This window comes from Mesorhizobium sp. Mes31 (genome assembly GCF_024519675.1).
GTDB lineage: Bacteria > Pseudomonadota > Alphaproteobacteria > Rhizobiales > Rhizobiaceae > Mesorhizobium.
The window spans coordinates 1-20665 of the sequence record NZ_JALJRL010000014.1 but is presented as its reverse complement, the minus strand read 5'-3'; the positions used below and the strand labels follow the sequence as shown (position 1 = coordinate 20665).

At 61.4% G+C, this 20665-nt stretch carries 19 protein-coding genes and 1 pseudogene; 6 read left to right on the top strand and 14 right to left on the bottom strand.

Annotation, left to right across the window (positions count from 1 at the left end; translation table 11 throughout):
* Positions 1-115: 115 nt before the first annotated feature.
* From NR193_RS22545 to NR193_RS22530, 4 genes are all read right to left on the bottom strand, one after another.
* Entirely contained in the window at positions 116-1720 is a 1605-nt protein-coding gene (locus tag NR193_RS22545; protein ID WP_256752958.1) for a GMC family oxidoreductase, read from the bottom strand.
* Positions 1721-1764: 44 nt separating this feature from the next.
* The gene (locus NR193_RS22540) at positions 1765-2589 is read right to left on the bottom strand and encodes an ABC transporter ATP-binding protein (protein ID WP_256752957.1); all 825 of its coding nucleotides are present in this window, start codon (positions 2587-2589) and stop codon (positions 1765-1767) included.
* Positions 2590-2602: 13 nt separating this feature from the next.
* A complete protein-coding gene (locus tag NR193_RS22535; protein WP_256752956.1) occupies positions 2603-3469 on the bottom strand; it encodes an ABC transporter permease in 867 nt (288 codons plus the stop codon).
* A 115-nt stretch (positions 3470-3584) separates the two neighbouring features.
* Complete coding sequence (locus tag NR193_RS22530) at positions 3585-4565, bottom strand: ABC transporter substrate-binding protein (RefSeq protein ID WP_256753074.1); 981 nt, start codon at positions 4563-4565, stop codon at positions 3585-3587.
* Between the two features lie 482 nt (positions 4566-5047).
* Here NR193_RS22530 and NR193_RS22525 point away from each other — a divergent pair, with 482 nt between their 5' ends.
* Entirely contained in the window at positions 5048-6088 is a 1041-nt protein-coding gene (locus NR193_RS22525) for a proline racemase family protein (protein WP_256752955.1), read from the top strand.
* Positions 6089-6361: 273 nt separating this feature from the next.
* Here the strand turns inward: NR193_RS22525 and NR193_RS22520 are convergent, their stop codons facing one another.
* From NR193_RS22520 to NR193_RS22480, 9 genes and pseudogenes are all read right to left on the bottom strand, one after another.
* Positions 6362-6868, bottom strand: coding sequence for a hypothetical protein (locus NR193_RS22520; protein ID WP_256752954.1), 507 nt, complete (start codon positions 6866-6868; stop codon positions 6362-6364).
* 678 nt (positions 6869-7546) lie between these two features.
* Positions 7547-8323, bottom strand: a complete 777-nt coding sequence (locus NR193_RS22515) for an anti-sigma factor (protein WP_256752953.1) — start codon at positions 8321-8323, stop codon at positions 7547-7549.
* Positions 8320-8844, bottom strand: a complete 525-nt coding sequence (locus NR193_RS22510) for a sigma-70 family RNA polymerase sigma factor (protein WP_256752952.1) — start codon at positions 8842-8844, stop codon at positions 8320-8322. The genes NR193_RS22515 and NR193_RS22510 overlap by 4 nt, the downstream gene beginning before the upstream one ends.
* 55 nt (positions 8845-8899) lie before the next feature.
* On the bottom strand, positions 8900-10357 hold the full coding sequence (locus NR193_RS22505; RefSeq protein ID WP_256752951.1) for a YncE family protein: 1458 nt from the start codon (positions 10355-10357) through the stop codon (positions 8900-8902).
* Positions 10358-10370: 13 nt separating this feature from the next.
* On the bottom strand, positions 10371-10871 hold the full coding sequence (locus tag NR193_RS22500) for a DUF305 domain-containing protein (protein WP_256752950.1): 501 nt from the start codon (positions 10869-10871) through the stop codon (positions 10371-10373).
* A 316-nt stretch (positions 10872-11187) separates the two neighbouring features.
* Entirely contained in the window at positions 11188-12072 is an 885-nt protein-coding gene (copD, locus tag NR193_RS22495; protein WP_256752949.1) for a copper homeostasis membrane protein CopD, read from the bottom strand.
* Positions 12069-12437 (bottom strand): copper homeostasis periplasmic binding protein CopC, encoded by a 369-nt coding sequence (copC, locus tag NR193_RS22490; RefSeq protein WP_256752948.1) that lies wholly within the window; start codon positions 12435-12437, stop codon positions 12069-12071. The genes copD and copC overlap by 4 nt, the downstream gene beginning before the upstream one ends.
* 92 nt (positions 12438-12529) lie before the next feature.
* Positions 12530-13361, bottom strand: a pseudogene (locus NR193_RS22485) (IS481 family transposase).
* A gap of 88 nt (positions 13362-13449) precedes the next feature.
* A complete protein-coding gene (locus tag NR193_RS22480) occupies positions 13450-14511 on the bottom strand; it encodes an aldo/keto reductase (protein ID WP_256752947.1) in 1062 nt (353 codons plus the stop codon).
* Between the two features lie 194 nt (positions 14512-14705).
* Here NR193_RS22480 and NR193_RS22475 point away from each other — a divergent pair, with 194 nt between their 5' ends.
* From NR193_RS22475 to kdgD, 4 genes are all read left to right on the top strand, one after another.
* Entirely contained in the window at positions 14706-15797 is a 1092-nt protein-coding gene (locus NR193_RS22475; protein WP_256752946.1) for a sugar ABC transporter substrate-binding protein, read from the top strand.
* 207 nt (positions 15798-16004) lie between these two features.
* A complete protein-coding gene (locus NR193_RS22470) occupies positions 16005-17015 on the top strand; it encodes an ABC transporter permease (RefSeq protein WP_256752945.1) in 1011 nt (336 codons plus the stop codon).
* Positions 17012-17839, top strand: coding sequence for an ATP-binding cassette domain-containing protein (locus tag NR193_RS22465; protein WP_256752944.1), 828 nt, complete (start codon positions 17012-17014; stop codon positions 17837-17839). The genes NR193_RS22470 and NR193_RS22465 overlap by 4 nt, the downstream gene beginning before the upstream one ends.
* A gap of 79 nt (positions 17840-17918) precedes the next feature.
* Positions 17919-18851, top strand: coding sequence for a 5-dehydro-4-deoxyglucarate dehydratase (gene kdgD / locus NR193_RS22460; protein ID WP_256752943.1), 933 nt, complete (start codon positions 17919-17921; stop codon positions 18849-18851).
* A 48-nt stretch (positions 18852-18899) separates the two neighbouring features.
* Here kdgD and NR193_RS22455 read toward each other — a convergent pair whose 3' ends face one another.
* On the bottom strand, positions 18900-19631 hold the full coding sequence (locus NR193_RS22455) for a FadR/GntR family transcriptional regulator (protein ID WP_256752942.1): 732 nt from the start codon (positions 19629-19631) through the stop codon (positions 18900-18902).
* A gap of 155 nt (positions 19632-19786) precedes the next feature.
* On the opposite strand from NR193_RS22455, the gene NR193_RS22450 reads away from it, so the two are divergent.
* Positions 19787-20614, top strand: a complete 828-nt coding sequence (locus tag NR193_RS22450) for an NAD(P)-dependent oxidoreductase (RefSeq protein WP_256752941.1) — start codon at positions 19787-19789, stop codon at positions 20612-20614.
* The last annotated feature ends 51 nt before the right edge of the window (positions 20615-20665 follow it).

Sequence of the window (20665 nt, the reverse complement as noted above, 5' to 3'; positions counted from 1 at the left end):
AGATTGGCAGAGCCGCGGAGGTCTCCGTTGGCGTCAACTCGATGGGGCGCAGGCAGGTAACGCTTCGCGCCCCCTATAATGCAAGCGCTCGCTGAAGTGGCTCGCCCGCAGACGGCTACGCCAACATCGCCGTAGCCGCTTTTTCGCCAATCATCATGGATGGCGCGTTGGTGTTGCCACCGATCAATGTCGGCATGATGGAGGCATCAGCGACGCGCAGATTGTCGAAGCCGCGCACCTTGAGGCTGGCAGGATCAACCACGGCCATGGCATCGTTGCCCATCTTGGCCGTGCCAACGGGATGATAGACGGTCAGCGCCTCGGCACGCAGATAGGCGAGGATCTCGTCGTCGGTGTTCACGTTGGGCCCAGGCAGAATTTCCGGTCCCCGGATGCCGGCAAAAACCGGCGAAGCCAGGATCGAACGCGCGACCTTTATGCCCTCGACAAGGGTCAGTGCATCCTGCTCGTCGCTGAAGAAGCGATGGTCTATGAGCATGTTGCGGCGGGTGCCGTCGCGCTGAAGCGTGATTTCGCCCACGCTCCCGGGTCTCAACACACAGGTGTGCACGGCATAGCCGTGGCCATATTCGACGAGCCGGCCGCGATGGCTGCGATAGCCCGGCACGAAATGGAACTGAATGTCGGGTACGCTCCCGGCATACTTCGTCCTGGCAAAACCGCCGGCCTCGACATAGTTGGTCGTCAGCATGCCCTTGCGCCGGGCGAAATACTGGAAGGGCGCTGCCAGCATCGCCGGAAGATTGGCGAGCGAAAGGCCGAGCGTCTTGCGGCTGTTCGATCGCACCGTGATCATGCCGTCGACATGGTCGCGCAAGTTCTTGCCGACGCCCGGCAGGCTCGCGACCGGTTCAATCCCCGCTGCTTTCAATTCCTCGGCCGGGCCTATGCCGGAAGCAAGCAGAAGGCGCGGCGATCCGATTGCACCAGCACTCAGGACCACCTCCGCTCGGCATTCCAACCGTTGGGTTACCCCGTCCCTGATGACGTTGACGCCGGTGACGCGCCCGCGTTCAATCGCAAGATCGAGAACCTCGATGCCTGACAGAACCTGCAGGTTCGGGCGGCCGAGAACCGGCCGGACAAAGGCGGTGTAGGCCGAGAAGCGCTCGCCTCTGTTCTGGGTGACGTTGTAGATGCCGAGGCCGAACTGGCCATCGGCATTGAAGTCGCGGTTTTCGGGCAGGCCTACGCCCCTGCCCGCCTCTACCCACAGTTTGGATACGACGTTGGGATCGCGCGGATTGTCGACCAGCAGTTCGCCGTCGAACCCGTGATAGGCGGGATTCTGTGACAGACAGTTGCGCTCCAATTTCTTGAAGACCGGCAGGACATCGGCATAGGACCAGCCAGCGCAGCCAAGCGCTGCCCATTCATCGTAGTCCTGCGCGGCGCCGCGAATATAGACCATCGAGTTGATCGAACTCGACCCGCCAAGAACCTTGCCCCGGTTGACCGGGATGCGGCGATTGTTGAGCAGTGGCTGCGGCACGCCCTTGTAGCCATAGTCAAAATTCGGATTGCCGTAGAGCGAGAGGATGCCAGCCGGCACGCGCACCCGGGTGCGGTCGTCGCTACCGCCCGCCTCGATCAGGCAGACGCGGTTAGCAGGATTCGCGCTCAGCCTGTTGGCCAGGACACAACCGGCCGAGCCCGCGCCAATGACGATGTAATCAAATTCCACGGTCTCGGTGCTCATGCCATGCCTGTTTCGTGATCCACCCCGAAGACCGCTGATGTCATCTAGTGCTCTTCGTCTTCGTCGTTCTTCAAGAGCTCGAGGATCTCCCGCTTCATGGCGATGAAGTTCGGCTCCATGACCAGATCCATGCTGCGCGGACGCGTGAAGCCGACGCGGATTTCCTTCTTGATCTGGCCAGGGCGGCCCGACATGACGAACACCCTGTCGGCCAGCAGGATTGCCTCATCGATGTCGTGGGTAACGAACAGGACCGTCTTCTTGGAATGATCCCATATCCTCAGCAGAAGCTTCTGCATCGAATGACGGGTCTGGCTGTCGAGCGCTCCAAAGGGTTCATCCATCAGCAGCACTTCCGGATCATTGGCGAGCGCACGGGCAATCGCCACGCGCTGCTTCATGCCGCCCGACAGCTGCGACGGGTAATGGTTGGCGAACTTTGCCAGGCCGACCTCATGGAGAAAATGCTCGACGATGGCCCGGCGCTCGGCCGGCGGGATGCCCTTCCGCTTCGGGCCGTATTCGACATTCTGCGCCACGGTAAGCCAGGGAAACAGCGTGTAGGCCTGAAACACCATGCCGCGATCCGGGCCCGGCTCGGTAACCGGCTTGCCGCCGACGACGATCGTGCCGCCGGTGCGCTCCTCGAGACCGGCGACAAGATAAAGCAGGCTCGACTTGCCGCAGCCGGATGGGCCGACGATGACGCAGAACTCGTTGGGCACGACGTGAAACGAAATGCCATCCAGCGCCAGCACGGCATTGTCTCCCTTGCCATAGCGCAGGACCACATTGTCGATGCCGATGTCGGAACTTTTTGGTTTCGTTGTAAGGTTCAGGGGTTTCGTCGCAAGATTCAGGGCGTCCATGTGTGTGCGTTCCTCAATTGGCCCAGGGAGCGACGAGGCGGCGAATGCCCCGGAACAATTGGTCGGTGCAAAGACCAAGGATGCCGATCATGGCGATGGCCATGAAGATCACGTCGACCTGGAAGCCACGCATGGCTTTGAGCGAGATGTAGCCAAGTCCGCTGCGGGCGGCGACGAGTTCGGCCACGACGAGATAGGTCCAGGCCCAGCCCATGGTGACGCGCAGCACATCCAGCACGTTCGGAAGCGTGGCCGGGAAGACGATGTGGAAGACCGTGTCGCCTCGTTTCGTGCCGAGCGTATAGGCCGCGTTGACGAGGTCGCGCGGGACGCTGCGGGCGCTGTCGGCGATCATGACGAGCTGCTGGAAGAAGACGCCGAAGACGATGACGGCGACGCGCTGCTCGATGCCGATTCCGATCCACAGGATGAAAAGCGGCACGAAGGACGTCACCGGCAGATAGCGTATGAAATTGACCAACGGTTCGAGTGCGGCCTGGACGATGCGGTAGGTGCCCATCGTCAATCCGAGCGGCACCGCGACAACGCTCGAAATGACGAAGCCGATCAGCACCACCTGGACGCTGGCGAAAACGTGCTCCCACAGCGACCCGTCGGCGGCCATCCTGATGGTGGTGGACAAGACGGATTCGGGGCGGGGCAGGAACATTTCCTTGACCGCTCCGGAATAGGTCAACGCGAACCAGCCGCCGATGACCGCGATCCAGACCATGAAGCCCAGCGTGATGGAGAGAGAGCGCGGCACAGCCCGAAACGGTGTGGCGATGAGTTTGAGGGCGGATGGACCGGTCTGACCTTTTTCCACTCTCGCGGTCACGCCATTGCTGACCAGAGAGCTCGTGTTCGGTGCTAGTGTCACGGGAGAACCCTTTTGGGCCGTTTGGACCGGAGGCGCGAGGCTCGCCTCCGGTTCAGCCAAATCACTTTGCAAGGCCAAGTTATTTCGCAAGGCCAAGTTACTTCGCGAGGCCATGTTACTTCGCGAGGAAGGACGTATCGACGAGGTCGTCGTACTTGATGTCCATCTTGAGCTTGCCGAAGCCGCCCCAGATATCGCCGCCCAGCTTGATCAGCTTGCCGGCTTCGCCGCCCTCGCCTCCGGCGAAAAATTCGGCATTGCGCTGCTTGCCGTAGAAGTTCACGCCAGCGGCGGAGGAGGCGAAGTCCTTCGGATCCTTCAGCCAGCCGCCGACACCCTTGGCCATCACCTCATAAGCCTTCTCAGGATTTTCCTTGATGAATTCATTGGCCTTGTAGAGACCCTTGACCAGCGCCTCGACATCCCCAGGGTTCTTCGTGATGTAGTCGCAGTTCAGCGCCACCACGTCGACGATCAAGCCGGGCGTCTTCGAGGAGTCGATCAGCACCTGCCCCTTGTTTTCCTTCTTGGCCAGCGTCAGATGCGGTTCCCAGGTCACGGCAACAGGAATGCGGTCGGCCATGAAGGCGGCGGCGGCATCGTCCGCCGTCATGTTGGTGATCTTCACATCGGCCTGAGTGAGGCCGGCCTGCTTGAGAAGGATGTTGAACCAGAACTGAGACACAGAGCCTTCATTCAGCCCGACTTCCATTCCCTTGAGATCCGCGACGCTCTTGATCCCGCTGGGCGCGAGCACGCCGTCGCCGCCATGGCTGTCATCCAGCGCATAGACCGACTTGAAGCAAACATCCTTCGAACGATACTTCATGATCTCGTCGATGGTCGAGGCGCTGCCGTCGAGCTCGCCGGCGGCAACAGCTGCCATATACATCGATGCTTCCTCGATGACTTCGAGCGAGACATCGAGACCCCCTTCCTTGAAGTAGCCCATGTCACGGGCAAGGAAGAGCGGCCCGTATCCTACCCAGGTCGTCATGCCCAGTTTCAAGCTGCCAGCTTCGGCGTGGAGGCTCACTGAGAGGGCGCTCAGGGCAATCCCGGCCGCAAGCGCGGCCCGGCGAAACTTCGAGATCATTGTCGTCATTACGTTCCCCTGTTTTTTTCTGAGATCGGGCGTTGTCCCAGCCCGAACGAAACCCGCTCCGGACGCATCGCCGAAGCCTGTCGCCTGACGTTGTTTTTGTTATTCTTCCAGCCGACGGGGGAGCAAAGCACGCTGGGTGCGCTGCACAAATTATGATTTTCAGTCGTTCGGCTTAGGCTGGACCTAACCAGACCGGCGCTGGAAACGCGTCGGCACCAATTGTCTCGTTTGGTTCCGCCACCACCGTAAGCTTGAAATCGGCCACATCGATGTCTGCTTCGCACCAGAAGCCGACATTTCCGGCGCGGCTTCCTACGCTCTCAGGGACCAGTGGATTTTTGGGCTTAACACGATCGCGTTGGACAACGATGATCCTTTCCCTGAAGGTTTCACCGTCGGGGACATCTGGGCCTGAACTTCGGGACTCGCTGCCCGTTTCACCGCGAAGGCATTGCACTCAACAAGGAAAAATAATGCGTACGAAAACCTCCATTCGTGTCGTCGGCTGTCATGCCGAAGGTGAAGTCGGCGACGTCATCGTCGGCGGCGTGCTGCCGCCGGCGGGCCGCACGATGATGGACAAGATGATCACGATGGAACGTGATCACGACCATATAAGGCGGATGCTGATCTGCGAGCCGCGCGGCAGCGTTGCGCGCCACGTCAATCTGCTGGTTCCATCGACGCGCGAGGATTGTGTCGCGGGCGCCATCATCATGGAGCCGACGGAATATCCTCCGATGTCCGGCTCGAACACGATCTGCGTCGCCACCGTGCTGCTCGAGACCGGTATGGTGCCGATGCAGGAGCCCGAGACACGCTTCAAGCTCGATATGCCGGGTGGCGTCATCGAGGTGCGCGCCGAATGCCGCGAAGGCAAATGCCTGTCGATCACCTTCCGCAACGCGCCCGCCTTTGTCGATCGCCTGGACGCCAAGATCGAGGTCGAAGGGCTCGGCGCGCTTACGGTCGATATCGCCTATGGCGGCATGTTCTATGCGATCGTCGATGCCAAGGCGCTCGGCTTTTCGGTCGCCCCGGACGAGGCACGCGAACTGGCGGTGGCGGGTGAGAAGGTCCGGCGGGCCGCGCGCGAACAGCTCGATGTCGTCCATCCCGAATTCGACCAGGTGCGCGGCGTGTCGATCGTGCAGTTCGCCATGCCGTTCCAGGGCCCGGGCAACGTCACCCGCAACACCTGCATCGTCTCGCCGGGCCGCTCCGACCGCAGCCCCACTGGAACCGGCACGTCGGCCCGCATGGCCGTGTTGCAGGCCCGCGGCTTGATGGGGATGGGCGACGTGTTGATCCATGAATCGATCATCGGCTCCCGCTTCACCGGCAGGATCGTGGAGCTGACGGAGATCGGCGGTCGCAAGGCGATCGTTCCGGAGATCACCGGCCGGGCCTGGATCACAGGCGAGCACAGCTACTATCTCGATCCGACCGATCCGTACCCCCAGGGCTATGTGCTGTCGGATACCTGGGGCACTTCCACCTCGGTGAAGCAGTAGGTGCACCGACGGCAGGGCTGTGCGACGATTGAAAAAGTAAGGTGCCGGCAGACGACGATCGATTGCATCGGCGACCTGATGCAGCCGATCGCCGCGGGTGCGATCACTCGTTCCGATATTGCTTCGACGTGACGCCGCGATAGTCACGAGACGTGTCAACCGTCGCGGCCAAGTGCGAGGGTTGCGAGATGGCGCATCCAGCTGGCGGGAAAGTGAAACCCTCCGGACCGAAGCCAAGTGCAAGTGAGCGCCACCAATCAGATGCTTCTTTGATCATTGCCTGACGAACGCGCCCGCGTAGCTCTGGCCGGCAAGCGTATAGGTTCCGGCAAGGGTTCCGTCGGGCAGCATCTTAAAGCTGACGTCCGCGCCATTGGGGAGGCGCCCAAGCTTCAACGTAGTCCCCACAATAGTTCCAGCACCGGCGGCCTCTCCGGGATTGTTGTCGCCCAGGGTTCCCCACGCATAGGTGACAGTCACCTTTCCGGTCGACGAAACAGATTGAACAGCCAGCTTACCTTCATATGTGCCCTCCAATCGTCCGGTCCATATGCCCGAAAAAGCGGCGTACTTTGTTGGAACGCTCTTTGCAGGTGGAGTGATCGTCACGGATTGATCCAAGACTGCCGAGCCGGGGGAAACAGCGGCAGGATCCAAGGCAGGCTGGGGAGGAATGGCAGCAGGATTCGACGCAGGTTCGAGAGCGGGTTGCGGCGCTTCAGGAGCCGATTGGCACGCGGCGAGCGCGAGTGCCGCGAAGCCAAGCATCGTATTCCGCATCAAATTCTCCACTTCGTTCCTCCAAGGCAGAAACGCACAATTGAGGTCCCGACGTCCGCCCCAGCCTCAAACCCGCATACCTCCGCTGCAGGGTACTTCACATTGGGTTCATCAATAACCTATCCCCAATCACAGACCTATCCGAAAGCCCGCCGATCGGCAGAAAGTTCCATTCCCACCCAAGGCCAGATGTCGGAGGCGCCGAAGGAACTGGTGGGCTTGGCATCAGGACCATCGACGCCCTGTGGCAGGCCGTTGGCGGTATCTGCAATCTCCAGCAGAATGCAGAAACTACTTCGCTGCCGCAGGACATGGACTCACATGAAATGAAAGATGACACATTGGAATCTCCGCCCTCTCCTGTGCCGACGCGCGGGGTCCGACCGCGCGAAAACGATTTAACGTCATTTTCGGGCCGTAATAGGGGACGCTAGCAAAAGTACACTTGGTGTGCCCGGCGCCGTCAACCCGAGCATTTGCATCGGTATCCCCGAAAGCCCGGGTCATTAGACTTATATCGGGGACGCCTACACGCTCCCGGTTCTCCCCTCCAGCGCCTTCAACTTCGCGGCCATGTCGGTCGGCACATCGGCTCGCTTGCCGGCATCAACCTCGGCCCCCTGCCCCCAAGGTTCAGCGTCTGGCCCGTGCAACCGGGCGGTTCAGGACAATGGACGATTAGGCCTCGCCCTGTACCTGCCTGCGAATATCGTCAGCGAGTGGGTGCAGCGCTTCAGAGGGCAATGACCCCACAAGACTGTAACCCATACCGTTCGACGCCCAAGCCCAGCCGTCAACCTTGCCTTGGGAATGGGGCGTCATCGTCCGCGTCTGGTCCACGGTCATTGGTCTTGTCAACATGACAAGGCGCGTGCCGTGGTCATTGTCATACATCAACATCAGGCCGGCCCCATGAGGTGTGGAAACGACGCGACCGCCCATCAGCCGATAGCCGGACTTCGACAGGTCCGGCAGGACAGGCTTTCGCCCAATTCGTTCAGTCGCCCAGCCAACCAGTTCGACCATATTGTCGGCCCGGAGCTCCACCGGCCTGGTCCTGTCTCCCGCATAGGTGGCGAAACTGTCAGAGGCTTCCCGGGCGAGGGCGACCACACCTTCGGTAGGAGGAACCATCATATCGTGCATGTACCAGCCGCCGGATCCGCCAGCGAACAGAAGCACGACTGCTGCTGCCAAAAACCGCCAGTTGGAGACCCTGTTTTGCCGTCTGGTGGCAATGATGTGGTTAAGATTGAGCCTTGATGGCACTGGCTCGCCAGCGACGGGATCAAAGGCGCCCTGCAAAAGAGTGCGCTGGACGGAATAGGAAGCAAAACGATTGGCGACATCCGGGTGCTTGCCGAGATACGCAGAGACCTCCTCGCTTCGGGCAGCGTCAAGCCGGCCGTCGACATAGGCGTGGAGATCGTCCTCGGTGATTGGCCTATCCGTCATTTCACTCTCCGCAGATGCGAGCCCGGTCTAGCGCCCCTGGCGGGACTTTCCAAGATCTGCCGCAGGCGCTCGCGGGCGCGCGACAGTCGCGACATCACGGTTCCGATAGGGATCGCCAGTACTTCGGCGACCTGGGCGTAGCTGAGGTCTTCGACAGCTACCAGCAGCAGCACGCTACGCGGTTCCTCCGGCAGTTGTTGGATCGCCGAGACGACGTCCGCTCTTGCAAGGTCGTCCTCCTGTGTCGGCGGATGCGCCATGAGATCGTCTGCAATCTCTTCTATCGCAACATGCTGACCGCGCCGGGCCGCCTGCCGCAGCCGGCTGACTGCAAGATTATGCAGGATCGCGAAGACCCAGGTGCGGGCGTCATCATTTCGACGCCGGTGCCAATGAGAGATCACGCGTTCAAGGCAGTCCTGCACGAGATCGTCAGCGGCGACCGCGTCGCGAACGAAACCGCGGGCATAGCGTCGCAATGCCGGGATCATCGGTTCGACCTGGAAAAGAAGATCATCCATCGCACATCTGCTTCCCGTGGGTTGGCCCGCCTCGACCGAGGCGGGCCATTTTCACTTACTCTGCCTGAACCTGAACAATCTTACCGGGCTTGCCATCGGCAGAGGTGGTGGCAACGACGAGATAGCGCTTTTCGTCCTTGTGCTTGGCTTCGACGATCTGTCGGATCGGACCGACCGCGTTAACAATAGCCGAACCGGCGGGATTGGTCATGAATGCTGCCAGGCCCTGGAGCTGACCGGTGCCATCGGACTTGTCGGAAAGCGCAAGCACGTAAGGCATCTTCGGAACGAGGCCAGCGACGGCAGCCTGCAGAACCTGCGTCAGCCCCTGATTGAAGAGCGTGACGCTCGTCGACGGCTTCTTGTCCTTGTCACCCTTGGCCGCAAGCTTCAGGTGAGCGGCGTCTCCCGCCCCGCCGAGCGGCACGAGGTTCTGCATCCCATCGCCTTCGGGAACCGCGTTCGGAACGTAGGCGACCGCCTGCGGCGCCTGGCCGATGGGGATGTTGGCGATAACCTTGTTGGTCAGCGTATCGATGACGGCGAACTGGTCGGCATTCTCGAGGCCAACATACACTCGCGTGCCATCGCCAGACGGCCAGATACCGTGTGGCAGGTTGCCGACCGGGATGGTCGCGACCTGCTCGAAATTATCCGTGCGATACACCTTCACTTCGTTCAGGCCACCCACGGTCGCGTAGGCAAAACTGCCGTTCTTGTTGACGACGAGATTGACGTGGTTGGTGATCGGTCCCGTATCAATCGTCTTGATGAGGTCAAAGGGGGCCTCGGCATTGAAGACCTGCGTCTTGCCGACATCCTTCAGCGTGAACCAAACCTGCTTGCCGTCAGCGGAGGCGGCAATGTTCGGGCAGAATGGGCTTTCCTGTTTCACATGGCCGACGATCTGATGGTCCGCGACGGTGACGACGGCGACATCCGGATTGAAGGAAGAGCAGATATAGCCGTATTTACCGTCCGGCGAGAAAATCTGCATGCCGGGGCCAGGAGCGACCTTGATCCGGGTCTTTTCTTCGAAAGTGGCCGCGTCGATCACGGAGATATAGTCTTCGCCGCGGACCGTCACCCAGACTTCCTTGCCGTCGGGCGTAAAGAAGGCCTCATGCGGGGATCGGCCGACATAGGTCGTGTGCTTCACGGCATTGGTTGCCGTATCGATGAAAGTAACCGAATTGGAGCCGATCGACACGATCGCGAGCGTCTTGTGATCCGGAGAGAAACCCATGCCGTGGACGAGGACCTGGCCCTTGTAGAGGGGGCTCAGGTTGCCGGGCTGTGGATCGCCGAGCTTGATGACGCCGAGGAGTTTGTTGTCGACCGGGTCGGAAACCGACACCGTGTTGGAGAACTGCTCGGCCGCATAGACGCGGTCCTTGTGGCTGATCGGAATGTCCGGGTCGGAGGCGAGGCCGGGCGCCTGGCCGGCAAAAGCTGCCACGGGGGCAATCATGGTGCTTGCCAGAAGAGCAAAGATCTTCAGGTTGGTTCTCATGTCTCGGTCCTTTTCAGTTGGCGGGCTTCATCATCATCATCATCTGCATGGCCGGGGCCTTCGATGACGTCTCTTCATGAGGGCTGTGTGTTGTCTTCGCGTCGTTGGGAGCGACCTGCGTCGGCACCGCGTCGGAGGCGGGAAGCGGATCGCCAAGCGCCATGCGCATCGCCGCGATTTCCTGTTGCTGATCGACGATGATTTCTTGCGCGATCCGCTTGAGTTGCTCGTTATTGCCGTAGCGCAGGTAGGCGACGGCCATGTCGATCGCTCCCTGGTGATGCGGGAGCATCATCTCGACGAAATCGCGATTGACATCGCCTGTCGGCTTGACCGCCATGTCGTTCATCATTTTCACCATGGCTGCGTCGTTTTCCTGCAGAAACGGTGCTTCGTCCGTCATGCCGGATACGGTCTGGTGGGCTGGCACATCCTGGGCAAAGGCCGACACCGAGACGACGGTGAGCAGCGATGTGGTTGCCAGAATCCAGGTACTGCGAAATAAGGCGGTCATCGTTATCTCCTGGTCTCTCTCGAAGAGTTCAGAAGGGTAGACACCGCAGACAGCGGATTATTCCGGGCGAACTGAAATTTTTCTTGGCGATGCCGAACCGGGTCGAGTCGCCTGCAGTATTAAGATGAAGCAACATTGGCGGCCTTGGATGCCGTCAACTAGAATCCATGCAGCCCTTTGCGAAAGCTTCCCTCTCAGTCGGCGCTAACGCGCCTGTCGCACGATCAGATAGGCTGTTGCGACGCGCGCCCTGTGATGGGCAATCTATTCGGTAACAGGTCCGTGATTACCGTTTTTGAACCCTGATGCACGCGGATCAAGACGGATCCATGGTTCCGAAGGCGGCAACGAGCGCGATGACGACCGCGCCAAGCAAGAGCTCGAAGGCAGCGCCAGCGAACAACGCGGTTTCTGCCTCCCGGCGCTTTCTCCGCAAGAGGGGAACGAAAACATAGCGATTGACGATGGCCGCGAGCGACATGATCGCGACAAGCCCGATCTTGATGAGGAGCTTTGCCTGATAAGGCGACCGCCAGTCTGTCGGCAAATGACCGAGGATGAGCAAGCTGTTGGCCACGCCGCTCAAGATCGCCAGTGCGACGGCAACGTGGCCCAGCGTAGAGAAGCGGGACAACGCGACCACCGCTTGAGGACGATAGGCAACATCACGTGCCGCCCGCATAACAAATACAAAACCGACAAGACCGCCAAGCCATGCTCCGGCAGAAAGAACATGGACGATGTCGATGCAGGCATGAAGAGTGCGCTCAAGGCCGGTCGTCATTGCTGCATGCCCTGTCAGGGAAAGGCTCGCCAGGGAGCAGGCGGCAAAAACCGCCGCAAGAGCAAGGCAACGTGGCATGAGCCAGCGGGCCAGCCCAAGCAGTAACGAACCTGCGGCGAGTATATCCCATGCTCGTCCACCGGTCGTCAGCGTGAGAAACGACCAGAGCGTTTGCGGATCAATGGTCGCGCGCCAATCATCGGTCACGATAGCGATCTGCGCCGGAAGGACCGCCAGGACGCCTGCCGCCGCCATCATTGTGCAAATTGCGGAGACCCCTGAAAAGCGCCGCACCAGGAGGGCGCAGAGGGATGGCGGCGTAGCGGCAGAAAAGAAACCGCAACACCCCCAGAGCACCATGAGGGCGGTGTCGATAACGGCACGACCCAAAATCCAAAGCCCTTGCGGATCGATCAAGGCTCGACCGTGAAGCTGTAGCTGCCGTCGCTCTTGTGACCGTCGACCGAAAGAACACGCCATTTTACCGTATAGTCGCCCGGCCTGAGCGCCGATTGCAGAGGAATGGTGAGGGTTTCGTCTCCGTTCGACAGCTGCGCCTTGCCCTGCTGGACCAGCGAACCTGAAGCGTCCTGCAGATTGGCACCGGAAAAGGCGAGGTTCAGTCCCTCTGTAAAGTCAAGCGTCAGCACCATCGGGGAGGTCGATACGATCGCCTTGTCGGCGGGGTTGGCGCTCTTGAGATGGGCATGCGCGAACGCCGGGCCGGCTGCAAAAAGGCAACAGAGCCCCGCGAATGCGAGGAAAACAGAAGCATGTTTCATTCGATATGTCCTTCCATGCATGGAGTGATTTCCATCCATGTGGACATCCAGGAAGCGCGCTTATTCCATCGGACAACGAAAATTATGGTGCACTAGCTGTGGAGCCTCAACAGGTTGTCCAGGGTTAGATCGAGGCGAGTGATGAGTGGTTTGGACTTTAGGCTGCCGTGTGGGCGATCCCAATGTATCTGTGCAGCCATAGGCGATGGCATAGGCCCATTCGCGCAGCGCCGTCTGGATGAAGCGCTCGGCCTTGCCATTGGTCTTCGGCGTGTAAGGCCTTGTCCTGACATGCTTGAGGCCGAGATCGCGGCAGGTCTTGGCGAAGGCCTTCGATCTGTAGCAAGAGCCATTGTCGGTCATGACGCGCGCTATCGCGACGCCGAGGCTGGCGTAGTAGGCGACCACCGCCTTGAGGAAGGCGATGGCGCTTTGTTTTTTCTCGTCGGGCAGGATCTGCGAGAAGGCGATGCGGGAGGCGTCGTCGATGCAGACATGGACGAACTCCCAACTGCTGCCTCGCGAGTTGGCATTGCCGGTGCGCTTGCCGGTAATGCGATGACCGATGCGCTCGAAACGACCGAGCTTCTTGATGTCGATATGGATCATCTCGCCGGGATGCTCGCGTTCGTAGCGTCGGATCGGCTCGGCCGGTTCGATATCCCTAAGTCGCGACAGTCCGGCACGCTTGAGAACGCGGCTAACGGTGGCGGGCGAGACGCCGACCTGATGGGCGATGTGCTTGCCGGTCCAACGTTGCCGCCGCAGTGCCATGATGCGCTCGGCGATCAACGCGGCGGTGGCCTCTGGCATATGGGCGGGCCGCGAGGAACGGTCGATCCGCTCGACCCTCATATTCCGGGTCTCGAAGTCGGCGTGGCGCGTCGCCGCGGCGACCCCTCGCGGGATCGCGCCGCTTGCAATACCGCCGAGTTCAGCCTCGACGGCAGCAACGAATCCTCGAAGGAACGTTGGCTGAGATGCTCATAGTGCTGAACAGCGAAGCCGTCGATCATGGCTGCCTCGCGGTGGTTGCTTGCCTCGCTCCAGGAAGGGGGGCACGGGATTCGATGAGCCCCTCATGTTTGAGATCGGCCCACAGACCCGGGGGAATATCCTCCCGCAGGTAACCCAGATTCTGCTTCAGCTCTTCGACGGACCGCGCGCCGGGGATGACGCTCGACACCAAGGGATGGCCCAAAGGAAACTGCAGCGCTGCCGCCGGCAGCGATACCTGATAGCGGGCGCAGACCGCCTCGATGCGGCGCACGCGCTCAAGCACCGGCTCCGGCGCCGGCCTGGTGTTGAATGTCGCGCCCCTGACGGCGCCCGTTGCCAGGATGCCGGAATTGTAGGGGCCGCCGATGATGATCCTGGTTCCACGCTGCTCGCACAGCGGCAGCAAGGTCGCCAGCGGCTCCTGCTCGAGCAACGTATAGCGGCCGGCGAGCAGGAAATAGTCGAACTCTCCCGCCACCACAAAGTCGGACAGCATCTGCCATTGGTTTATGCCGACGCCGACCGCCTTGATGACGCCTTGCGAGCGCAAATCGTCGAGCGCCGGATAGGCGCCGTCCATGGCTTCCCTGAAGCGGCTTCTGGCATAGGGATCCTCACCGGGGCCGAAATGAATGGCCTCGTCCGGATCATGGATCGAGACCATGTCGACATAGTCGGTGTCGAGGCGCTTCAGCGTTCCTTCGAGCGAGCGCATCACCGCATCGCGTGAATAGTCGAACTCGGCACGAAACGAACCGGGCTGGTCCCACAGCGCCGGCTTCAGCTCCTCAGGCGGGATCGGAACGAGGTCGTAGCCGATCTTCGACGAGATCACGATGTCGGCGCGCGGCAGCGACTTGACTGCCATCCCGAGCCGGGTCTCGCTGACGCCAAAGCCATAGACGGGTGCCGTATCGAAATAGCGGATGCCATTGTCATAGGCAGCCTGCACCGTGTTTACCGCGGCGTCCGTGTCGACGGCGCGGTACATGTTGCCGAGCCCGGTGCCGCCGAGCCCGATCGTCGTCACCTTCAGGCCGTTCTTGCTGACAGCCCTGAATTCGATTTCAGCCATTTTCTCTTCCTGTGATCCTGTCGTTCATCGTGCCGGCCATGCGGCCGACTTCCGCGCCACTCGAACCGCAAAAAAGGCCCGCCGTGAAACCGGTATCGAAAAAGCATTGACACAAAAGTTGTCATATAACAATGTAACCAGATGACAAATATGGGCAAGCCCGCGAACCCGCGAAACGAAGAGGGAGGAACCAAGTGGACGACGAAACGAAAAATCAGATGGAGATGGTGAATGCCGCCATCAGCCGGCGCAGTGCTTTCGCACTGGCCGGAAAGCTCGGACTGGGTGCTGCCGGCCTTGCCAGCGGCCTGGCAGGTGCAGGTCTTGCCGGAGGCATCAGTGCCGCGAAAGCGGCGGATTCATCGACCGGCCTGCCAAAGAAGCCCTACAAGTTCCACCTCGTCTGCCACGTGACGCTGGACCAGTTCTTCACGCCGACGATCTATGGCATCCAGGACGCCTGCGCCGCCTTCGGCTGCAGCTACCAGTGGACGGGGTCGCAGAAGAACGTCGTCTCGGAAATGGTCAGCGCCATGCAGACCGCGATTGCGCAGAAGTCGGACGGCATCGCGGTCTGCCTGGTGGATCCGACGGCCTTCGACGCCGCCACCGACATGGCTGCGCAGGCCGGTATCCCGGTCGTCGCCTTCAACGCCGACGTGCCGGTCGGCAGCCCAAACAAGCGGCTCTCCTATGTCGGCCAGCCGCTCTATCAGTCCGGCTACAACTCGGCGCTGAAGTGGTTGAAGCTGATCCCCAAGGGCGGCCATGTCATGCTGTCGATCGGCGTGCCGGGCTCGCTCAACACGCAGCCGCGCCTCGACGGCTACATCCAGGCGATCAAGGACAGCGGCAGCGGCGTCACCTACGATGTCGTCAACACCGGGCCCGATCCGGCAACGGAAATCTCGCGCGTCGAGAGCTACTATCTCAGCCACAAGGACGTGAAGGGCATGTTCGGCACCGGCGGTTCCGACACCTATGCCTGCGGTTTCGTGTCCAACAAATACGGGCTGGTGAAGGCCGGCGGAGCGGTTGCCGGCTTCGACCTCTTCCCGCAGACGCTGGACTTCATCAAGTCGGGCGACGTCAACTTCACCACCGACCAGCAGGCCTATCTGCAGGGCTTCCTGCCGGTCCAGCAGATGTATCTCTACAAGCTGTCGGGCGGTCTCGTCGGTCCGGCCAACAGCGATACCAGCCAGGCCTATGTGACCAAGGACAATGTCGACGCCTATGTCGGCAAGTCCCGCTTCGAGGGTCGCAGCGACGTCGAGCCGACCTGACGCTGTTCAGCCAAGCGAACTCCTGCCCTCGCCGCGTCCTCTTCCGATGACGTAGCGAGGGCACCGCAGGCTGTCAGCCAGGCAGTCGTCGCGGTTTTTGCCGATCCGCCTTTCCGCCCAGAATTCGAAATCAGGAAGACAAGAGTGCCGCCAATCGAACCCTTAAAAGCCGGGAAGAGCGCCGTTGGGGTCAAGGTTCCGCATACGATGACGGAAAGGCTGCTCATCCTTTTGTCCCGCTATCGCGAGGCCAGCATCGCCGTCGTCGCCATCGTTCTGGTGATCTATTTCCAGCTCGGCAGCGATGGCGGCTTCCTGTCGCCGCAATTCATGAGCGTCGTGCTGCGCGACACCGGCCGGCTTGGCCTCATTGCCGCCGCCGAGGTCATGCTGATGATCACCGGCGAGATCGACCTGTCGCTGAGTGCCATCTTCTCGATCGCGCCCTATGTCATGGCGCTGCTGTCGGTCACCTGGGGCGTGCCGCTGGCCGTCGGCGCCGTCATCGGCGTTCTGATCGGCGTGCTGGTCGGCGCCATCAACGGCATCATCACGGTGCGTTTCCGCGTGCCGTCGCTGATCACCACGGTCGGCATGCTGTTCTTCCTGCAAGGCATCGTCGTCTCGATCTACAACAGCCAGCCGATCGTGGCGCCGGTTGAGCAACCCTTCAACGCCATCTTCGGCCAGAGCCTCTACCAGCCATCGGACGGGCTCCTGTCGTTGCACGGCGTGTCGGCTTTCACGCCCTTCCTGTGGGCGGTCGTGCTGGTGCTGGTGCTGGCGCTGGTGCTTTCCCGCACCACTTTCGGCCTGCACACCATCGCAACTGGAAGTAACATCATCGGCGCGCGCGAGATCGGCGTGCGCACCGACCGCATGAAGATCTACAATTTCATGATCGCCGGCGGCTTCGCTGCCTTTGCCGGCATCATCAACACGGCCCAGTTCACCTCGGCCGACCCGCAGGCTGGCAGCCCGTTCCTCACCTTGCAAGCAATCGCGGCCGCGGTCATCGGCGGCACCTCGCTGCTGGGCGGCTCCGGCACCGTCATCGGCGCGCTGATCGGCGCCTTCGTCGTCGCCTCGCTCAACAACGGCCTGGTCATGATCGGCGCCCAGGCCACCGTCTCCGACATTTATCTGGGCGCCGCCATTATCGCGGCCATGATCCTCAGCATCCAGGTCGACCGGCTGCGCACAAGGAGGCGCCTATGAACACGCAAGCTATTCCACCGCTCAGCAAGGACGCCCCTGTCGTGCTGGAGATGTCCAACATCTCCAAGAGTTTCGGCGCCGTCACCGCGCTCGTCGACGTCTCGATCCAGCTGCGCCAGGGCGAGGTTCTGGCCCTGGTCGGCGACAATGGCGCCGGCAAGTCGACGCTGATCAAGATCCTGTCCGGCTTCCACCAGCCCGACACCGGGACAATCGTCTCGCAAGGCAGGGAGGTTCGTTTCGCCTCGCCGCGCGATGCCCGCGTCCAAGGCATCGAGACCGTCTACCAGGACCTGGCGCTGATCGGCGACCTCAGCGTCTTCCACAACATGTTTCTCGGCCGCGAGTACCACAAACGCTTCCTGGGCCTGAACCTGCTCGACAACAGGAAGATGCGCGAACAGGCCCAGCTCTATCTCGATACGCTCGGCATCACGATTCCCAGCGTCAACAGCACGGTCGACCTCCTGTCGGGCGGGCAGCGCCAGTGCATCGCCGTCGCCCGCTCGATTTACTCATCGCCGAAGATCCTGGTGCTCGACGAGCCGCTGGCGGCACTCGGCGTGCGCGAGAGCGCGCATGTGCTGGGCCTGATCCAGAACCTGCGCCAGCAGCGTCAGGTCTCGGTGATCCTGATCGTCCACAATTACAACCAGATTTTTGAAGTCTGCGACCGCATCAACTTCCTGCATTCGGGCGAGGTCGCGCTGGACGCGTCGACGGCCGACACCAGCGAAGAGGAACTGATCCGCATCGTCAAGTCGGGCCTTGGCCGCAAGGCGATCGACGCTGCCGCGGCCGAAGTCCGGTCGAGCCTCGTATGACCCTGCCGCTACCAAACACCACGATCGAAATCATTGCCGGGCGAGCCAATCCGCCAAGCCCATACACGGAGTATTCGTTTTGACGTTCTCACCCACCGAGCTGACCAGATCCCTTGGCCGCGGGCTGCTGTCCTTTCCGCTGACCTTTTTCGATGATGAGGGCGGCTTCAACGAAGCCGGCTATCGCGCCCATGTCGCCAGCCAGGGCGCTGCCGGAGCGAGCGGGCTTTTTGCCGCCGGCGGCACCGGCGAATTCTTTTCGCTGACGCTGGAGGAATACAAGCGCGTCGTGCGAGCGGCTTCGGACGAAGTGCCCGATACCATGCCGCTGCTCGCCGGTGTCGGTTACGGCACGCATATGGCGGTGGAGTTCGCCAAGGCCGCCGAGGCCAACGGCGCCGACGGGCTGCTGGTGCTGCCGCCCTATCTGGTCAAGTCGGAGCAGGAAGGCTTGCGCCGTCACCTGACGGCCATCTGCCGTTCGGTCGGCATCGGCGTGATCGCCTATAACAGGGACAATGCCATACTGACGCCCGAGACGCTCGAGCGCCTGGCACAGGATTGCCCGAACCTCATCGGCCTCAAGGACGGCGTCGGCGACATCGAGCTTCTCACCGCGTTGCGCTACCGCATGGATGACCGCCTGATCTTCATCGGCGGCATGCCGACAGCCGAGGTCCATGCCAGCGCCGCCGCGGCGATCGGCATGACGACCTATTCCTCGGCGATCTACAATTTCGCGCCCGAGATCGCGCTGCGGTTCTTCAACGCCTTGCGTGCAGGCGAGACTGCGGAAGTCGGCAATCTCATCCGATCGTTCTTCCTGCCCTATCTCGCCATCCGCAACCGTCGCGCCGGCTATGCCGTATCGATCGTCAAGGCCGGCGCACGCATCGCGGGAATAGATTGCGGCCCGGTGAGATCGCCGCTTCTCGACCTGACAGCGGACGAAGAGAGGCAGCTCGCTGATCTCATGCAGTCCTGCAAGATGCCGGTCGCGGAGCTGGCGTAGGTCGGAATGACTTGCGGGAGCGGATCGAAGACCGGAGTTGATGGCGCACTACGATCTGGCGTGACCATCGACCATGCGGCGATACCGTTCGCGGCCAGCCTCCAGATGCTCGCGCAAGGTGAAACGGGCGGCCTCGACATTCTGCCGCTCGATGGCCTGATAGATGCGGCGGTGCTCCATCTGGACCTGCTCCAGATAGTGCCGCCGCTGCTCCGGCGTTTCGTCGCGCGGGCGCATTAACTGGCGCGGAATGAGGACCGGTCCAAGAAAATGCATGAAGCGTTCGAAATAGGGATTGCCGGTGGCCGAGGCGATCGCCCGGTGGAAGGCAAAGTCAGGTTCGATGGCGCTCTCGCCCGCCGCGATCGACGCATCGATGGCGTCAAGACAATCGCGCATGCGGGCAAGGTCGTCGTCGCTGCGCTTCTCGGCGGCGATGCCGGCGGCTTCCTGCTCCACCGCAAGCCGAAGCTGCAGCACGTTCTGGACTTCGGTCAGCGAGCGAAGCTCGTCGGAGACGATGCGAAACGTGGTGTTAGCCTCATGATCGGCGACGAACACGCCGGAGCCCTGGCGGCTGACGACAAGGCCCTCCGATCGAAGAGAAGCCATCGCCTCGCGGATCACCGTGCGGCTGACACCGAATTGTGCGATCAGTTCCTGCTCGGTCGGCAGTTTTTCGCCGCTCGTCATATGGCCGGCGCGTATTTCGCGCGCAAACCAGTCGGCAACCTGCGCCGTGCGGCTGATCTGCGGGGGAAGGCCAAAGGAACGTTTCATCACCGTCAAGCAATAAACGAACCGCTGTCCTTGGCAACCCATTATTTATACGGTGATATGATAACATTTGCAGCTTGTTCGCGGCCACCAATCTTCATTCGCCTTGCCAGCTCCGCGCGAACATATCGGCGGTTTCGGTGAAAGGACAGGATGTGATGCTGACCGACAAACCGGTGCTGTTGACCGGCGCCTCCGGCACGATCGGGCGCCTGCTCTCAGCCAGGCTGGCGGCACTGGGCTGGACCTTGCGGCTCACCGATGTCGTGCCGTTGCCTATCCCGCTGTCGCCAAACGCAAGCTTCACCATCGCCGATCTCGAGGACCGGCAGGCGGTGAACGATCTGGCGGAGGGTTGCGGCCTGATCCTGCATTTCGGCGGCATCTCCACCGAGCAATCCTTCGAGACGGTGCTCGGCCCCAATTTCCGCGGCGCCTTCCACATCTATGAGGCGGCACGCAGAGAGAAGGCGCGGGTGGTTTTTCCTTCGTCCGTGCACGCGGTCGGGCTTTATGAGCGGACGCAGATTCTCGACCAGGACTGCCTGCTCAGGCCCGACGGCTATTACGGCCTGTCGAAAGCCTATGGCGAGATGCTGGCGCGGCTCTACTTCGACAAGCATGCGGTGGAAAGCGTGCTGATCCGCATCGGCTCGGTGTTGCCCGAGGTGCCGGACGAGCGAATCCTGTCGACATGGATATCGCACGATGACTTTATCCGCCTGATCGAACGTTGCGCCGAAGCGGAGCGTGTCGATTGCTCCGTCATCTGGGGCCAGTCCAACAACAGCCGCGGCTTCTGGCGGCACGATGCCAGGCTGAAGCTTGGCTGGACGCCGCTCGACAGTTCCGACGACCAGGCCGAGCGTGTACGCGGCAAGGTGACGGACAATCCGGTGGTCGAGCGCTACCAGGGCGGCAAATTCATCGTCGTCGACTACAGCCGCACAGACTTTCCGCCAAGCGCGATGTTTGAGGACGACTAGAGCCTGTTCCATCCCGATGGAATCGGGATGGGGCTCTATCTCTTTGTTTGA